The organism is Tatumella sp. JGM94, from assembly GCF_018257595.1.
GTDB classification, from domain to species: Bacteria; Pseudomonadota; Gammaproteobacteria; order Enterobacterales; family Enterobacteriaceae; genus Tatumella; species Tatumella punctata.
In genome coordinates this window covers 33,346-48,924 of sequence record NZ_JAERJN010000010.1, presented here as the reverse complement: position 1 = coordinate 48,924, position 15,579 = coordinate 33,346, and the positions used below count along the sequence as shown (strand labels likewise).

The following is a 15,579-nucleotide window of genomic DNA, read 5'->3' as shown; positions in this document are numbered from 1 at the left end:
CAAACATGCCGTCTTATTTGATAATTTCGTAGCAGGGGATATAGGCACTGCCCGGTAATTTCATCCGGTGCTGTGCAATAAAGCCCTGCAACAGGGTATCCATCCGCTGCATGATATCTGCATCGCCATGAATTTTAAACGGCCCGTGGGCGTTAATTTCGCGGATCCCGCTGTCTTTTACGTTACCGGCGACGATACCGGAAAACATCCGCCGCAGGTCAGCGGCCAGTTTATCCCCGGGCTGATCTTTATACAGGTTCAGGGCTGCCATATTGGCATGGGTCGGCTGAAACGGCAGTTGCAGATCCGGCTCAATCCGTAATGACCAGTTAAAGCTGTAAGCATCGCCGGTTTCGCGTCGATACTCTTTGACGGCGGGCATTGCCTGTCTGATAGTTTTAGCTACAGCCGGTGCATCGCCGATAATGATTTTGTAATGGCGGGTCGCCTCTTTACCGAGGGTATTTACAATAAAGTCATCCAGTATCCGGAAATAGTCGGCACTTTCTTCGGGGCCGGTCAGGATCAGAGGCAGCACCTGTTGACTGTTAGCCGGGTGCATCATAATACCCAGCAGATAAAGCAATTCTTCGGCAGTGCCGACCCCGCCCGGGAAGATAATAATACCGTGGGCGATACGGACAAATGCCTCCAGACGTTTTTCGATATCCGGCATTATGATCAGTTCATTGACCAGTGGATTTGGCGGCTCAGCAGCGATAATTGAAGGCTCTGTCAGGCCGATAAAACGACCGTCACGGTAACGCTGCTGGGCATGGCCGACGGCGGCACCTTTCATCGGGGCTTCCATAACTCCGGGGCCGCAGCCGGTACAGATATTCAGTTCCCGCAGGCCAAGCTGAGTCCCGACATCGCGGCAGTACTGATATTCCACCGGGTTGACCGAATGTCCGCCCCAGCACACAACGTTATTCGGTAACTCACCGATATGCAGCGCACGGGCATTACGTAAAATGGAAAACACCATATTGGTGATAAATGCTGAATCTTCACTGTGCGGGTCACGGAAGCGCCGGGAGTTGTTCAGTTGTCCGGTAACAAACAGAATATCCCGCAGTACTGCAAATAAGTTGGCTTGTAAGGAACGGATGATTTGCCCGTCGACAAAGGCATCTTCCGGCGGATTAATCAGTTCCAGTTTTACCCCGCGTTCGCGGCGCAACACATTAATATCAAAATCGCCGAAGCGTGAAAGTAATTGCTGGCTGTTATCTGTCTGACTGCCTGAATTGAGTACCGCCAGCGAACAGTTACGGAACAGCTGATATAAATCGCTGCTGGCTGTTCTTTTCAGCATATCGACTTCCATTTGTGAAAGCAGATCCATGGCCCCTAACGGGCTGATATGTGTAATCAAGAGAACTCCTTACTCCCCCGGAGGGGCTGCTGCATCACACAGCGGCTGAACATTGATTTGCCGTGACGCCGGCTCCCTGTCCGGTTATCTCAGGGATCACCGGGTTATCAAAGTATCGCTGTAGTCTCAGTTTTCACAAGGTTTTTACGTGCCTATTCTGTTTGCAGCCAGGAAGTTGCGGCCTGTTTCCCGGTCACTGACAGTGATATTGCGGTAATGACCGGGCAGTTTGCAGACAGTATTACTGGCGGGCCAGCCGTACGTCCGGGGCATCAAAGGGAACATTACTGCGCCACGGGTTGATATCCAGCCCGCCACGCCTTGTGTAACGGGCATAGACCGTCAGTTCCTGTGGCTGACAGAAGTGCAGTAAATCATTAAAAATACGCTCTGCACATTGTTCATGGAACTCGTTGTGCTGACGGAAAGAGAGCAGATAACGTAACAAGGCTTCCCGACGAATACGCGGGCCACGGTAGCGAATCATAACGGAGCCCCAGTCCGGCTGGGAGGTAATCAGACAGTTTGATTTTAACAGATGGCTGACCAGGGTTTCTTCGACCAGTTGCTGGTCCGTAGCTTCAGCCAGTAGTGTATTGTCGAAATGGTAATTGTCGACGCTAATCGGCAGGTCATCGATACATTCGCCGTCAAAGGCACCGATCGGCTGGCCGGCGTATTCACTCAGGCCATGCAGGGTGATGCGGACAGTGCCTTGCGCACAGGCGGCGAGATCCTGTTCCAGGGTACGCCTTACGCTGTCACGGTCAGCGAATTTTGTCTGGTTGAAGCTATTGAGATACAGTTTAAAGCTTTTAGACTCAATCAGATTCCGGCTGTCGGCGCTGAGGGCCATATTACCGATGGCGACTTGCGGAACACCCTGATTATTCAGCCATGACAGTTCATAAAGTGTCCACAAGTCTTCGCCGTGAAATGGCAGGTTATCGTCCCGCAGATTCAGTGCATCACGGTTAAGGCTGCGGGGAACCGCCTGTAATAACTGCGGTGCGTAATGTTCCGTATAGGATGTTTGTTTACCCAGAGTCAGTCCGTCGAGCGCCTGATGATGGTCATAATGATTCATAACAGTACCACTGATAAAATAGAGTTGTGCTCAGTGTACCCGATCAGAAGTGAGAAAATGAATGATGCAGCAAATCTCAGAGGCGATGGCGGGTTTTACCCGCCGTTATTGCGACCAGTGGCAGCAGCAAACCGGCCATTTACCCTACAGTGAAGCATTGTATGGCATGGACTCTCCCTGTATTACCGCCAGCGATCAACATGGTGTTTACTGGCAACCGCGGGAATTTACTTTACCTGCCACCCTGGATGCAGTGGAACGCGGGCTGGGGATTGTGATTCAGCCTGCCGTTGCCGGCTGGTATACCAGCCAGTTTGCCGGCGATATGCATGCTGCATGGCAGGGAGCACCTCTGACCCTGTTACAGGCATGGAATGAAGATGACTTCAGTCGGGTACAGGAGAATCTGATTGGTCACCTGGTGATGAAACGCCGTCTGAAACAGACGCCGACACTGTTTATCGCTGCTACCGATCTGGACACTGAGATTATTTCGGTCTGTAACCTGAGCGGGGAAGTGATCAGAGAAGCACTCGGCACTAAAAAACGTGAAGTTTTGTCGAAAACTGTCGATGATTTTCTTAGTGAATTAGATGTTGTTGTAACAAATTAAGCAGTTTGTTTGTTTTCGATGGTGAGAGATCCCTGATACAGAGCGGAGTACAGGGAAAAGTCCCCCTTTATTTATCGACGAAGAGTGTTTATAAATCCTTATTTATTAAGTGGTTTATTTTTAAAGTCGTTGAATTATATGAAAAAATAAGATTATTTCAGTGTAAATTTTGTTGCGAAAAACCACAACTCTGCCAGAATGGCTTCCACGGGCAGGATGCCAGGGAAGTCAGGTTTTCAGGAAGAAAACAACCCAGGGATGGTGGTGTTTTTACAGGATGTAGAACACCGCAAGGTTATTTCAGGAAGAAGTAACCTGCTCTTATAAAAGAGCAAAATACACCTCCGCAGGAGGGGAATATAGCTGTAGTGGATATATGGCACCTCAATGGACCAGATGACCGTCAGGATGATACGGTAGCAACTGAAAAAATCCATTGAATCGCAGGGAGCACCAACGTAGCCGGATTGCTGCAAACAGATTGGGAGTACTGTTTTTACAGTACTCCCTTTTTTATCTCCATCACTTTTCAGCTCTGCAATGGTATGCTGGCGCGGTTTTTATCAGTATTAAGGAGAAAAGCTGTGGCTTTGCACCCCATTATCCTTCAGCGCCTCGTGCAACTGGAACAGATTTTACGTGACTATCAGCTGTGGCAGCAGAATGCACCTCATCCGCAGGCGATGCAAAGTGATCAGCCTTTTTGCCTGGATACCCTGCACCCCCTTGAATGGCTGCAATGGGTTTTTATTCCGCGCCTGACGGCCATGATCGATAGCGGCGGCCCGTTACCCGATAATCTGGCGATTGCGCCTTATTTTGAAATGGCACTGGATCCGCAACTCAGTGTTCGTCCGGTTTTGTTAGTGACCTTGAGAAAACTCGATGGCCTTTTCACACAAGAATCCCCGTAATGCTTGAAATTATTTATCAGGACCGATGGCTGGTGGCGGTGAATAAACCCGCCGGGATGCTGGTTCACCGCAGCTGGCTGGATCGCCATGAAAAGACCTTCGTTATGCAAACGTTACGTGATCAGCTGGGACAGCATGTGTTCACGGTTCACCGGCTGGATCGCCCGACGTCCGGGGTGTTGTTATTTGCATTGTCCGCGGATGTCGCCCGGTTATTATCCCAGCAATTTGAACAGCATCAGTTACAAAAAACCTATCATGCGGTGGTGCGTGGCTGGCTGAAAGACGCCGGGACCCTTGACTATCCGCTGATGGAAGAGCTGGACAAAATCGCCGATAAACATTCTCAGGCCCCGCGAGAGGCGCAGTCAGCCGTGACCGGTTACCAGCCGCTGGCAGAAGCCGGGCTGCCGGTGCCGATTGGCCGTTATGACAGTTGTCGTTATACCCTGATGGAACTGACACCCCATACGGGGCGTAAGCATCAGCTCCGACGGCATATGTCCCATTTACGGCATCCGATTATCGGTGACAGCAGGCATGGCGATTTACGGCAGAACCGGGGGGCAGCCGAGCATTTTGGCTGCCGGCGGCTGATGCTGCATGCCAGCTGTTTATCCCTGACGCATCCGCTAACCGGGCAGCCTTTACAGTTGCGGGCGGGTCTGGACAGGGTCTGGCAACAGGCCTTTGTACATTTTGGCTGGCAGGAGTTACTGAATCGCTTCCCGCTGGCTGCCGAACTGGCAGAATGGGATGACAGTCGATCGACAGACACGGGAGAGGGCTGATGGCAACTATCGGAATTTATATCGGGACCGTCTACGGGAATGCTTTGCTGATTGGCGAACAGGCGGAGCCTTTACTGGCAGCCGCAGGGCACCGGGTACAGTTATTTGAAGAACCGACCCTCAGCCAGTGGCTGGATGAGAGTATCCAAATCAGGCTGATTATTACTTCGACCACCGGACAGGGCGATTTTCCCGACACTATTGGCGGATTGTTTTCGGCGATGAAAGAGCAGCAGGGTTATCAGCCTGAGGTGCGTTACGGTCTGATTGCTCTCGGCGACAGCAGTTACCCGGATTTTTGCGCCGCAGGGCTGGCATTTGACCAGTTATTACAGCAGCAGCTGGCCCGGCGTATCGGTGATGTTCTGATGATCGATGCCGGTGAATATCCTGAGCCGGAAATGGCCGCTCTGCCCTGGCTTGAACAATGGGTTACTTTGTTGTAAACGTGTCTTTTTCTGCCGTTTTGGTTACCGGCATGCTGTATCCGGCTGCCGGTGACGGAACTTTTTGCCCCGCCTCCGGCCGGAAGTGGCCTGAACGCCGGGAGAGTTGTCATTTGCCCGGAGATATTTTTGTATTTTTTAACGCCACGTTAGCGTGTTTTTACGTATCATTAATCTCAGAAGCAGCAGCGGGCCGGATGTTATCATCGTCCCGCACAGCATATCCTAAGCGGACCTGCGTCATCTGCCGCCACTGCCGACTCAGCATCAGAAGGTGTGATTGTTGTCTGAGGGCATATACAGCGGATTTTGATTGTCGAAAACCGTGATGTCACTGACAATAATGGCAGGGAACGGGGCAGTTGCGGGCAGTCGCTATTATGACCGTTTATTGTAAACATAAACTATACATCAGGAACCTGCCAGCCGTCAGACAGCACCGATATCTGCGTGCCCGGTTTTAATAAAAACGACTGACGGGTTCCATTCGTTCCCTGACATTTGCCGGACAATTTTCCGGCAGCCATCGGGCAATGTGCAATATTAAGAGAATAAATAACTGATGGTGCAATTTTACTCATCCGCGAAACGTCCCGGCCCCCGCAAAGAGCTGGTGGTTACTATTGATGACCTTGACCCTTTTGGTCAGGGGGTTGCCCGTTATCAGGGAAAAACATTGTTTGTCAGTGGTGCACTGCCGGGTGAAAAAGTACAGGTCAGGGTACTGGAAGATAAACGTCAGTACTCGCGCGGTAAAGCAACCCGCATACTGACAGGCAGTCCGCAGCGGGTGACACCTGCTTGTCCCCACTTCGGGGTATGTGGTGGCTGCCAGCAGCAGCATGTTGCCGAAGACCTGCAGCAGCAGAGCAAGGCCCGGGCTTTACAGCGTATGCTCAGCCAGTCAGCCGGAGGCAATATTGAGGTGCAGCAAATTATCCGGGGGGATAGCTGGCATTACCGGCGTCGTGCCCGGCTGAGTTTGCGGTGGAATAAACAGCAGCATCAGCTTGATATGGGGTTCCGTAAAAATGGCAGTAGCGAGATCGTCAATATCGGGCAATGCCCCGTATTGGTGCAATCTTTGTCAGAACTGCTGCCGGCACTCAGGCAGTGTTTAGGCGGTTTGCAGGCAGTTCGTCAGCTGGGTCATATTGAACTGGTACAGGCTGATAATACTGCCGTACTGGTGTTACGCCATCTGCAGCCACTTTCTGCAGGCGATATTGCAAAACTGGAACGATTTTCGCAGAGTCATCAGCTGACATTGTTTTTTGCTGCTGAGAATGACACTCTGCAGCATGTTTGCGGAGAACTGCCTTATTATCAGTCGCATAACCTGAAACTGACTTTCAGTCCACAGGACTTTATTCAGGTGAATGATACGGTTAACCAGCAGATGGTGACTACCGCGATTGACTGGCTGGCATTACAACCCGACGACAGGGTATTAGACCTGTTTTGTGGCATGGGCAATTTCACCCTGCCACTGAGTAAGCAGGCAGAAAATGTAGTGGGTGTTGAAGGGGTTGCAGCATTAGTTCGTCAGGCAGCGTATAATGCGCAGCATAATAATTTGCAGAATGTCACATTTTGTCAGCATGACTTAGAACAGGATGTGGCAGGACAGCACTGGGCGGCACAGGGGTTCAGTAAAGTACTGCTCGACCCTGCCAGAGCCGGTGCTGCCGGCATTATGTCGCATATTATTGCGCTGGCACCTGAAAGAATTGTTTATGTGTCTTGTAATCCGGCAACCCTTGCCCGCGACAGTGAACCTTTACTGGCGGCAGGTTATTCCGTGCAACGGGTCGCCATGCTGGATATGTTCCCGCATACCAGCCATTTGGAATCAATGGTGCTGTTTAGCAGAACCTAAACGACCGGACCGGTCGTCATGCAGGAGAAGTTATGGTTGCGGTACGAAGTGCGCATATGAATACGGAGGGAGAATTTGCCCTCGAACAGTGGATTGCCAGCCTGGGGATTGCCAATGAGCAGTCCTGTCAGCGACTGGCGGACTGCTGGCGTTATTGCGAAACGGAAACCAGCCACCATCCGCTTCAACCGATGTTACTGTGGCGCGGTGTTGAAATGGTCGAAATTCTGACTGAACTCAGTATGGATAACGACACATTGCGGGCGGCATTACTGTTTCCGCTGGCAAATGAAAATGTGGTTACTGAGGAGCAGTTAGAAGAGCGCTTCGGCCCGGGCATTGTTTCACTGGTACATGGTGTCCGGGATATGGATGCCATTCGCCAGCTGAAAGCCACACATAATGATTCGATGGCATCAGAACAGGTGGATAATGTTCGCCGCATGTTACTGGCGATGGTGGAAGATTTCCGCTGCGTAGTGATCAAACTGGCCGAACGGGTTGCTCATTTACGGGAAATGAAAGATGCCCCGGAAGATGAACGGGTACTGGCGGCCAAAGAGAGTACCAATATATATGCTCCCCTGGCGAACCGGCTGGGTATTGGTCAGTTAAAATGGGAGCTGGAAGATTACTGTTTCCGTTATCTGCATCCGGATGAATATAAGCGGATAGCCAGACTGTTACATGAACGGCGTATTGACCGTGAACAGTATATCGAAAATTTTGTAGACGGCTTGCGACAGGAAATTGCCCGTGAAGGGGTAAGGGCGGAAGTGTATGGCCGGCCAAAGCATATTTACAGTATCTGGCGAAAAATGCAGAAAAAATCTCTGTCTTTCGATGAGCTGTTTGATGTGCGTGCGGTGAGGATTGTCGCTGAACGTTTGCAGGACTGTTACGGTGCGCTGGGAATTGTTCATACCCTGTATCGTCATTTACCCAGTGAATTTGATGACTATGTGGCAAATCCGAAACCGAACGGTTATCAGTCAATCCATACGGTAGTGCTCGGCCCGCAGGGCAAAACTGTCGAAATACAGATCCGGACCCGGCAGATGCATGAAGATGCTGAGCTTGGAGTGGCTGCTCACTGGAAATATAAAGAAGGGCCGGGGATCACCAGTGCCCGTGGTGCGGCTGGCCATGAAGAGCGTATTGCCTGGTTGCGTAAACTGATTGCCTGGCAGGAAGAGATGGCAGACAGTGGCGAAATGCTGGAAGAAGTCCGCAGTCAGGTGTTTGATGACCGGGTGTACGTCTTTACCCCGAAAGGGGATGTTATTGACTTGCCTTCCGGATCAACGCCCCTCGATTTTGCTTACCATATTCATAGTGATATTGGTCACCGCTGTATCGGTGCCAAAATTGGCGGCCGGATTGTGCCTTTTACCTATCAGCTGCAAATGGGCGATCAGGTCGAAGTGATAACCCAGAAACAGCCAAATCCAAGTCGTGACTGGCTGAATCCTAACCTCGGCTATATTACTACCAGCCGCGGCAGGGCGAAAGTGCATGCCTGGTTCCGCAAACAGGACAGGGATAAAAATATATTGGCCGGACGTCAGATCCTGGACAGTGAATTGAGTCAGCTGGATATCAGCCTGAAAGAGGCCGAAAAACTGTTGTTGCCGCGCTATAACATGACGTCTGTCGAAGAGATTCTGGCGGCGATTGGGGGCGGCGATATTCGTCTGAATCAGATGGTTAATTTCCTGCAGGCGAAACTGAACAAGCCGACAGCCGAGGAAGAAGACCGTATCGCGTTACGCCAGCTGACCCAGAAAAGCCATAGCCAGCAAAACAGCAGCAAAGAGAGTGGCCGGGTGGTGGTGGAAGGGGTCGGAAACCTGATGCATCATATTGCCCGTTGCTGCCAGCCGATTCCGGGGGATGATATTGTCGGCTTTATCACCCAGGGACGCGGTATATCTATTCACCGTGCCGACTGTGATCAACTGGCAGAGCTGATTAACCATGCGCCGGAACGTATTGTGGATGCGGTGTGGGGAGAGAGTTACTCGAGTGGTTATTCGCTGGTGGTACGGGTAGTTGCCAATGATCGCAGCGGCCTGCTGCGGGATATTACCACCATACTGGCCAACGAAAAAGTGAATGTACTGGGTGTCTCCAGCCACAGTGATACTAAAAAGCAGCTGGCGACCATTGATATGGATATTGAAATTTATAATCAGCAGGTACTGGGCCGGATTCTGGCCCGCCTGAATCAGGTACCTGATATTATCGACGCCAAACGTCGTCATTAACCCACTGGCGGTAGTGGCATTCGCCTGTCGCGGGAGAATGCCGTTACTGTCAGGCCAGCCTTTCTTTTTACCGGACTGACCAATGAATCAATCAGATACCGCACTGCAACGTCTGCTGAATATTATGCAGCAGCTTCGAGACCCGCAGCAGGGTTGCCCGTGGGATAAACAGCAAACCTTTGAGACTATCGCCCCTTATACCCTCGAAGAGACTTATGAAGTGCTGGATGCGATTTCCCGTCAGGATCACCATGATTTGCGTGAAGAACTCGGGGATTTACTGTTCCAGGTGGTGTTTTATGCACAGATCGCCCGCGAGCAACAACTGTTCGATTTTTCCGATATCTGTAGCGCTATCAGCGAAAAGCTTGAACGGCGTCATCCGCATATTTTTGCCGGTAACAGCGTGACCGGGGTCGGTGAGATTAACCAGCGCTGGGAACAGCTGAAACAGCAGGAGCGTGAGCAGAAATCGCTGACTTCTGCGCTGGATGATATTCCGCGGGCGATGCCAGCCCTGATGCGGGCCTATAAAATTCAGAAGCGTTGCAGCAATGTCGGGTTTGACTGGAATGAAACCGGGCCGGTGCTTGACAAAGTACATGAAGAAATTGCTGAAGTGATGGAAGAAGCGACCCGGGAAGAGATTAATCCTCAGCGTCTGGAAGAAGAACTCGGTGATTTATTGTTCGCCACTGTTAATCTGTCACGTCATCTTGGCAGTAAAGCAGAGACAGCATTGCAAAAAGCCAATGATAAATTTGAAAAACGGTTTCGTCAGGTTGAACAGATTATTGCCGGACAAGGACTGAGCCTGCCGGAGGCGACATTATCGCAGATGGAGGCCGCCTGGCAGCAGGTTAAACAGCAGGAAAAAAACGGTCAGGGAACGAATAACTGACAGCGACGGATCTGTTTTTCAGTGCCGCTCTGCCGCCGGGCAGGCTGGCTGCTGAAACGGGTCACTCTCCAATCCCCGACAGCGTCTGTTTCCGGCCCCGTCACCTGCAGCAGAACTTTCTGCCACCCCGATGGAGCCAGCGGGCCGGAGATGTTTTCCTGCCATCAGGTGACGTTTTTTTACTGAATAATACCGGCAGAAACGGATTGTCCGTTCTATAATTACCGGTGTTTTTGTACATCCGGCCGTCGATTCAGCCACTCAGATGATTAATAACACTTTTTATTCCGTAGCTAACTCGTTTCAGCTTTTTGCGTAAAAGGGATAAAATTGTGATTAAAATCAATCCCGGTGCTGATCATATGCCGTAATGTGTGACTTACGCAGAGTGAAGAGTAAATGAATCATCAATTGTGGCGGATGCGGCTTTCGGGTAGACTGTGTTCCCGTCCTGGTGATTCCACCATCTTTAAACCTTAACTCTCAGGTTCAGCATGACAACGAACTATATTTTTGTGACCGGCGGGGTCGTTTCCTCTCTGGGTAAAGGCATTGCTGCAGCCTCCCTGGCAGCTATTCTTGAAGCTCGTGGTCTGAAAGTGACCATTATGAAGCTTGACCCTTATATTAACGTCGATCCAGGCACCATGAGCCCAACCCAACATGGTGAAGTATTTGTCACTGATGATGGTGCAGAAACGGATCTTGACTTAGGACACTACGAGCGTTTTATCCGCACCCGTATGTCCCGTCGTAATAACTTTACCACCGGACGAATTTACTCCGAAGTGTTGCGTAAAGAACGTCGTGGCGACTACCTGGGGGCGACTATCCAGGTTATTCCTCATATCACTAATGCGATTAAAGAACGCATTATTGAAGGCGGCGAAGGCCACGATGTGGTGCTGGTGGAAATTGGTGGTACGGTCGGTGATATTGAATCACTGCCATTCCTCGAAGCTATCCGTCAGATGGCGGTGGACGTTGGTCGTGAACATACCCTGTATATGCACCTGACCTTAGTCCCTTACCTGGCTGCCGCCGGTGAAGTGAAAACCAAACCGACTCAGCACTCGGTAAAAGAGTTGCTGTCGATTGGTATTCAGCCGGATGTTTTAATCTGTCGTTCAGATCGTGCGGTACCGGCCAATGAGCGGGCGAAAATTGCGCTGTTCTGTAACGTGGCAGAAAAAGCGGTTATCTCGCTGAAAGATGTTGATTCAATTTATAAAATTCCGGGTATGCTGAAGTCTCAGGGTCTGGATGATTTTATCTGTAAACGTTTTAACCTGAATGCTCCGCAGGCTGATTTGTCTGAATGGGAACAGGTTATTTACGAAGAAGCCAACCCGGGCGGTGAAGTAACCATCGGGATGGTCGGTAAATACGTTGAATTACCTGACGCCTATAAATCAGTTATTGAAGCCCTGAAACATGCCGGACTGAAAAACCGCGTGACAGTGAACATTAAACTGATTGATTCTCAGGATGTTGAGACCCGTGGTGTTGAGTTACTGAGTGGCCTGGATGCGATTCTGATCCCTGGTGGCTTCGGTTCCCGTGGTATTGAAGGTAAAATCATCACCGCACAATATGCCCGTGAAAACAACATTCCGTATCTGGGCATTTGCCTGGGAATGCAGGTTGCACTGATCGAATTTGCCCGTAATGTGGCAGGTATGACCGGAGCCAGTTCAACAGAGTTTGAACCTGACTGTAAATATCCGGTTGTTGCGCTGATCACCGAATGGCGTGACGAAGAAGGTAATGTTGAAGTTCGTGATGAGAAGAGTGACCTCGGCGGGACGATGCGTCTTGGAAGCCAGGCTTGCCAGTTGTCTGATGACAGCCTGGTCAGCCAGATGTATGGCTCTCAGACGATTGTTGAACGTCACCGTCACCGCTATGAAGTGAACAATCTGCTGCTGAAACCTATTGAAGCTGCAGGTTTACGGATTGCGGGTCGTTCCGGAGATGACCAGCTGGTAGAAATTATCGAAAACCCGAATCATCCGTGGTTTGTGGCCTGCCAGTTCCATCCGGAATTTACCTCTACACCGCGTGATGGTCATCCGCTGTTTGCCGGTTTTGTCAAAGCATCGGTTGATTATCAGAAAAGTCTGGCGAAGTAAGCTTATCATGGCAACGCGCGAACTTTTCGCGCGTTGCTTGTCTTAAGATTGAGAAGTTTCAGCTTAACTTGTACTGAGGAAAAACGAATGTCCAAAATCGTAAAAGTCATCGGTCGTGAAATTATCGATTCACGTGGTAACCCGACTGTTGAAGCAGAAGTACATCTGGAAGGTGGTTTCGTTGGACTGGCAGCTGCACCGTCAGGTGCTTCCACGGGTTCCCGTGAAGCGCTGGAACTGCGTGATGGCGATAAATCTCGTTTCCTGGGTAAAGGCGTGACTAAAGCAGTCGCGGCGGTTAATGGCCCGATCGCTGACGCGGTAACCGGTAAAGATGCCAAAGACCAGGCAAATATCGATAAGATCATGATCGAGCTGGATGGTACCGAAAATAAATCTAAGTTCGGTGCTAACGCAATTCTGGCCGTTTCTCTGGCGGCAGCAAAAGCAGCTGCAGCGTCTAAAGGTCTGCCTCTGTACGCCCATATTGCTGAACTGAATGGTACTGCCGGTAAGTTCTCTATGCCACTGCCGATGATGAACATCATCAATGGCGGCGAGCATGCGGACAACAACGTAGATATTCAGGAATTTATGATCCAGCCGGTTGGCGCTTCCAGTGTCAAAGAAGCTATCCGTATTGGTTCAGAAGTTTTCCATCATCTGGCAAAAGTACTGAAGGCGAAAGGCCTGAATACGGCAGTCGGTGATGAAGGTGGCTATGCACCTAACCTGGCTTCTAATGCTGAAGCACTGGCTGTTATCGCCGAAGCGGTAAAAGCTGCCGGTTATGAGCTGGGCAAAGATATTACTCTGGCGATGGACTGTGCCGCCTCTGAGTTTTATAACAAAGAAACGGGTAACTACGAGCTGAAAGGCGAAGGTAAGACCTTCACTTCTCAGGAGTTCACCCACTATCTGGAACAGCTGACCGAACAGTATCCGATCGTTTCTATCGAAGATGGTCTCAACGAGTCTGACTGGGATGGTTTTGCTTACCAGACGAAAGTCCTTGGCGATAAACTGCAGCTGGTCGGTGATGACCTGTTTGTCACTAATACCAAAATCCTGAAAGAAGGTATTGAGAAGGGTATCGCTAACTCTATTCTGATCAAGTTCAACCAGATCGGTACTCTGACCGAAACTCTGGCTGCGATCAAAATGGCGAAAGATGCCGGTTACACCGCCGTAATTTCTCACCGTTCCGGTGAAACAGAAGATGCCACGATTGCTGATCTGGCGGTAGGTACCGCAGCCGGTCAAATCAAAACCGGTTCAATGAGCCGTTCTGACCGCGTTGCAAAATATAACCAGCTGATCCGTATCGAAGAAGCACTGGGCCAGAAAGCCCGCTTTAACGGACGTAAAGAGATCAAAGGCCAGGCATAAATTTTCTGCCACCTGCTAAGGTTATCAGCCCCCGGCGCTTCAGGGCCCGGGGGCTTTTTTATGTGCGGATTTTAATAACAGACGTCTGACGCATCCTGTAACTGCAGATTAATTTTCTCTATCTCCGCGAAACTGAGTAAATCAAACGGATAGATAATCCCGGCCCGTGCCTGCCGTTTTTCCTGCGGGACGAGGCGAAAGATATCTACCGGAAAAAAGTAACGATTAATCAGCCCTTCGGGCAACTGACGGATCCCGGTATGAAAAGTCAGGAATCCACTATTTTCGCTGCCATCATAATCCATACCCGGCCATCGTTGCTGTATTCCTTCCTGTGCCAGAGCCACTTTCTGTTGCCGGGCTTGCAACCGGCCGGTCAGGTATTTCATAAAGTGCGGAGAATCAAGGAACGAACTGAGCAGCGCACTGGTCAGCGGATTGGTATCACTGGTCAGTAACGGGATAAATTGCCGTATCAGCTGTATAAATTGCGGAGATGCGGCGATACAGCAGACATTAATACCGCTGCCGGTCAGCTCAGCCAGATGGGTAAGATAGATGATATGCGGGTCAGGGTACTGATGCCTGAGGGCCGGGGTCACGGACTGGCCAAAGCCCAGCATCGCAAAGCAGTCATTTTCTATGATCAATGCATTATGACGACATGCCCATTCATACAGGGTGTGGCGTCTGCTGTCACTGAGAGAGACCCCCATCGGAAACTGACGCGCCGGTGAGGTAAAGATAAGGTCAGCGCCAGCCGCAGGGAAATCTGCGACACAGATCCCTTGCTGATCGACAGCTATCGGAAGTACGCGGAAATTGAGGCTGCGGAACAGTTCACGAACATGCAGCGGGCAGGGATCTTCTACCAGAATGGTGGGTTGCTGGCGGGTACTGGCAACACTGGCGCCGATCAGTAACAGTGCTTCCTGCATCCCGGAAGATAACACCATATTCTCTGGCAGCAGAGAGATACCCCGTGAGATCAGAATAAAGCGACATAAACTGTTTTTCAGCCGTTTATCGCTGACTTCCCAGCGATTCCAGCCGGTTTGTAACTGGGGAGAGCTGCTGCCCAGACACCAGCGGCGGATAAAATGCTTAGGTAATTGTGTGCGGTTATGACGTTCCAGCGATTGATAGGCTGCGGTCACCGGGGGCTTTTTTTCGCTGTGCGGTGGCTGTTTTTCGGCCGTCTTACCGATTTGTGGCTGAGGATCACGGCCTTCCGGGGCGCTGATCACCAGATAACCGCTGCGTTCATGTCCCTGGATATAGCCAAGAGACTCCAGAGTTTTATAGACCACCAGCACCGTCCCGCGGGAGACGTTATATCGATCACTCATGATCCGTATGGAGGGTAAAAAGTCGCCCCGTTTCAGGATACCTGAAAAAATCATCTGGCTGATATCATCAATAATTTGTTTTTTAATCGCTTGTTTGCTTTGCATCGATACATGTTCCCTATGAATATCACTTAGTTATTATTTTTATTTGCAGATATAAATAGCACGATGAGAAAGTATTTCGCAAGATAAATAAACTATTGTTATCATTTTGTTTTAAAATATCCATGCATTGTTAGTGTTGATCATTTCATTTATCCTTCCATCAGGAGGAAGGTATTCATAGTCTGGATATAGTTTCATTTGTTATGAATTTTTCCTATGAAATTAAATGTCGCGTATGCTCATGTTACGTTATTTGAGAATAACTAAAATCTAATAGCTGGTTTATATGACTGCTTTGTGTCAGATTATATTTTATATATAAACAGTG

Annotated in this window: 12 protein-coding genes; 9 read left to right on the top strand and 3 right to left on the bottom strand. The window is 50.2% G+C overall.

Annotated elements, in window-relative coordinates:
- Positions 1 to 13 precede the first annotated feature (13 nt).
- Positions 14 to 1,378, bottom strand: coding sequence for a nucleotide 5'-monophosphate nucleosidase PpnN (gene ppnN / locus JK216_RS08965; protein ID WP_212707753.1), 1,365 nt, complete (start codon positions 1,376 to 1,378; stop codon positions 14 to 16).
- Between the two features lie 241 nt (positions 1,379 to 1,619).
- Positions 1,620 to 2,465 carry an NADPH-dependent 7-cyano-7-deazaguanine reductase QueF gene (gene queF, locus JK216_RS08960; RefSeq protein ID WP_212707754.1) on the bottom strand — a complete coding sequence of 282 codons (846 nt, stop codon included), beginning with the start codon at positions 2,463 to 2,465 and terminating at the stop codon, positions 1,620 to 1,622.
- Positions 2,466 to 2,526: 61 nt separating this feature from the next.
- Here queF and syd point away from each other — a divergent pair, with 61 nt between their 5' ends.
- The 9 genes from syd (at position 2,527) to eno (ending at position 13,797) form a co-directional block, all read left to right on the top strand.
- The gene (gene syd, locus JK216_RS08955; protein WP_212710386.1) at positions 2,527 to 3,078 is read left to right on the top strand and encodes a SecY-interacting protein; all 552 of its coding nucleotides are present in this window, start codon (positions 2,527 to 2,529) and stop codon (positions 3,076 to 3,078) included.
- Between the two features lie 584 nt (positions 3,079 to 3,662).
- Positions 3,663 to 3,992, top strand: coding sequence for a YqcC family protein (locus JK216_RS08950; RefSeq protein ID WP_343876688.1), 330 nt, complete (start codon positions 3,663 to 3,665; stop codon positions 3,990 to 3,992).
- Positions 3,992 to 4,783, top strand: a complete 792-nt coding sequence (truC, locus tag JK216_RS08945; RefSeq protein ID WP_212707757.1) for a tRNA pseudouridine(65) synthase TruC — start codon at positions 3,992 to 3,994, stop codon at positions 4,781 to 4,783. Before JK216_RS08950 ends, truC begins: the two co-directional genes overlap by 1 nt.
- Positions 4,783 to 5,229 (top strand): flavodoxin, encoded by a 447-nt coding sequence (locus JK216_RS08940; RefSeq protein ID WP_212707758.1) that lies wholly within the window; start codon positions 4,783 to 4,785, stop codon positions 5,227 to 5,229. The genes truC and JK216_RS08940 overlap by 1 nt, the downstream gene beginning before the upstream one ends.
- 562 nt (positions 5,230 to 5,791) lie before the next feature.
- Positions 5,792 to 7,108 (top strand): 23S rRNA (uracil(1939)-C(5))-methyltransferase RlmD, encoded by a 1,317-nt coding sequence (gene rlmD, locus JK216_RS08935; protein ID WP_212711558.1) that lies wholly within the window; start codon positions 5,792 to 5,794, stop codon positions 7,106 to 7,108.
- A 32-nt stretch (positions 7,109 to 7,140) separates the two neighbouring features.
- Complete coding sequence (relA, locus tag JK216_RS08930; RefSeq protein WP_212707760.1) at positions 7,141 to 9,375, top strand: GTP diphosphokinase; 2,235 nt, start codon at positions 7,141 to 7,143, stop codon at positions 9,373 to 9,375.
- Positions 9,376 to 9,457: 82 nt separating this feature from the next.
- Positions 9,458 to 10,276, top strand: a complete 819-nt coding sequence (gene mazG, locus JK216_RS08925) for a nucleoside triphosphate pyrophosphohydrolase (RefSeq protein WP_212711559.1) — start codon at positions 9,458 to 9,460, stop codon at positions 10,274 to 10,276.
- Between the two features lie 494 nt (positions 10,277 to 10,770).
- Entirely contained in the window at positions 10,771 to 12,408 is a 1,638-nt protein-coding gene (gene pyrG, locus JK216_RS08920; protein WP_212707762.1) for a glutamine hydrolyzing CTP synthase, read from the top strand.
- A gap of 87 nt (positions 12,409 to 12,495) precedes the next feature.
- Complete coding sequence (gene eno / locus JK216_RS08915) at positions 12,496 to 13,797, top strand: phosphopyruvate hydratase (protein WP_212707763.1); 1,302 nt, start codon at positions 12,496 to 12,498, stop codon at positions 13,795 to 13,797.
- Between the two features lie 71 nt (positions 13,798 to 13,868).
- Here eno and JK216_RS08910 read toward each other — a convergent pair whose 3' ends face one another.
- Positions 13,869 to 15,251, bottom strand: coding sequence for a PLP-dependent aminotransferase family protein (locus JK216_RS08910; RefSeq protein ID WP_212710383.1), 1,383 nt, complete (start codon positions 15,249 to 15,251; stop codon positions 13,869 to 13,871).
- Positions 15,252 to 15,579 lie beyond the last annotated feature (328 nt).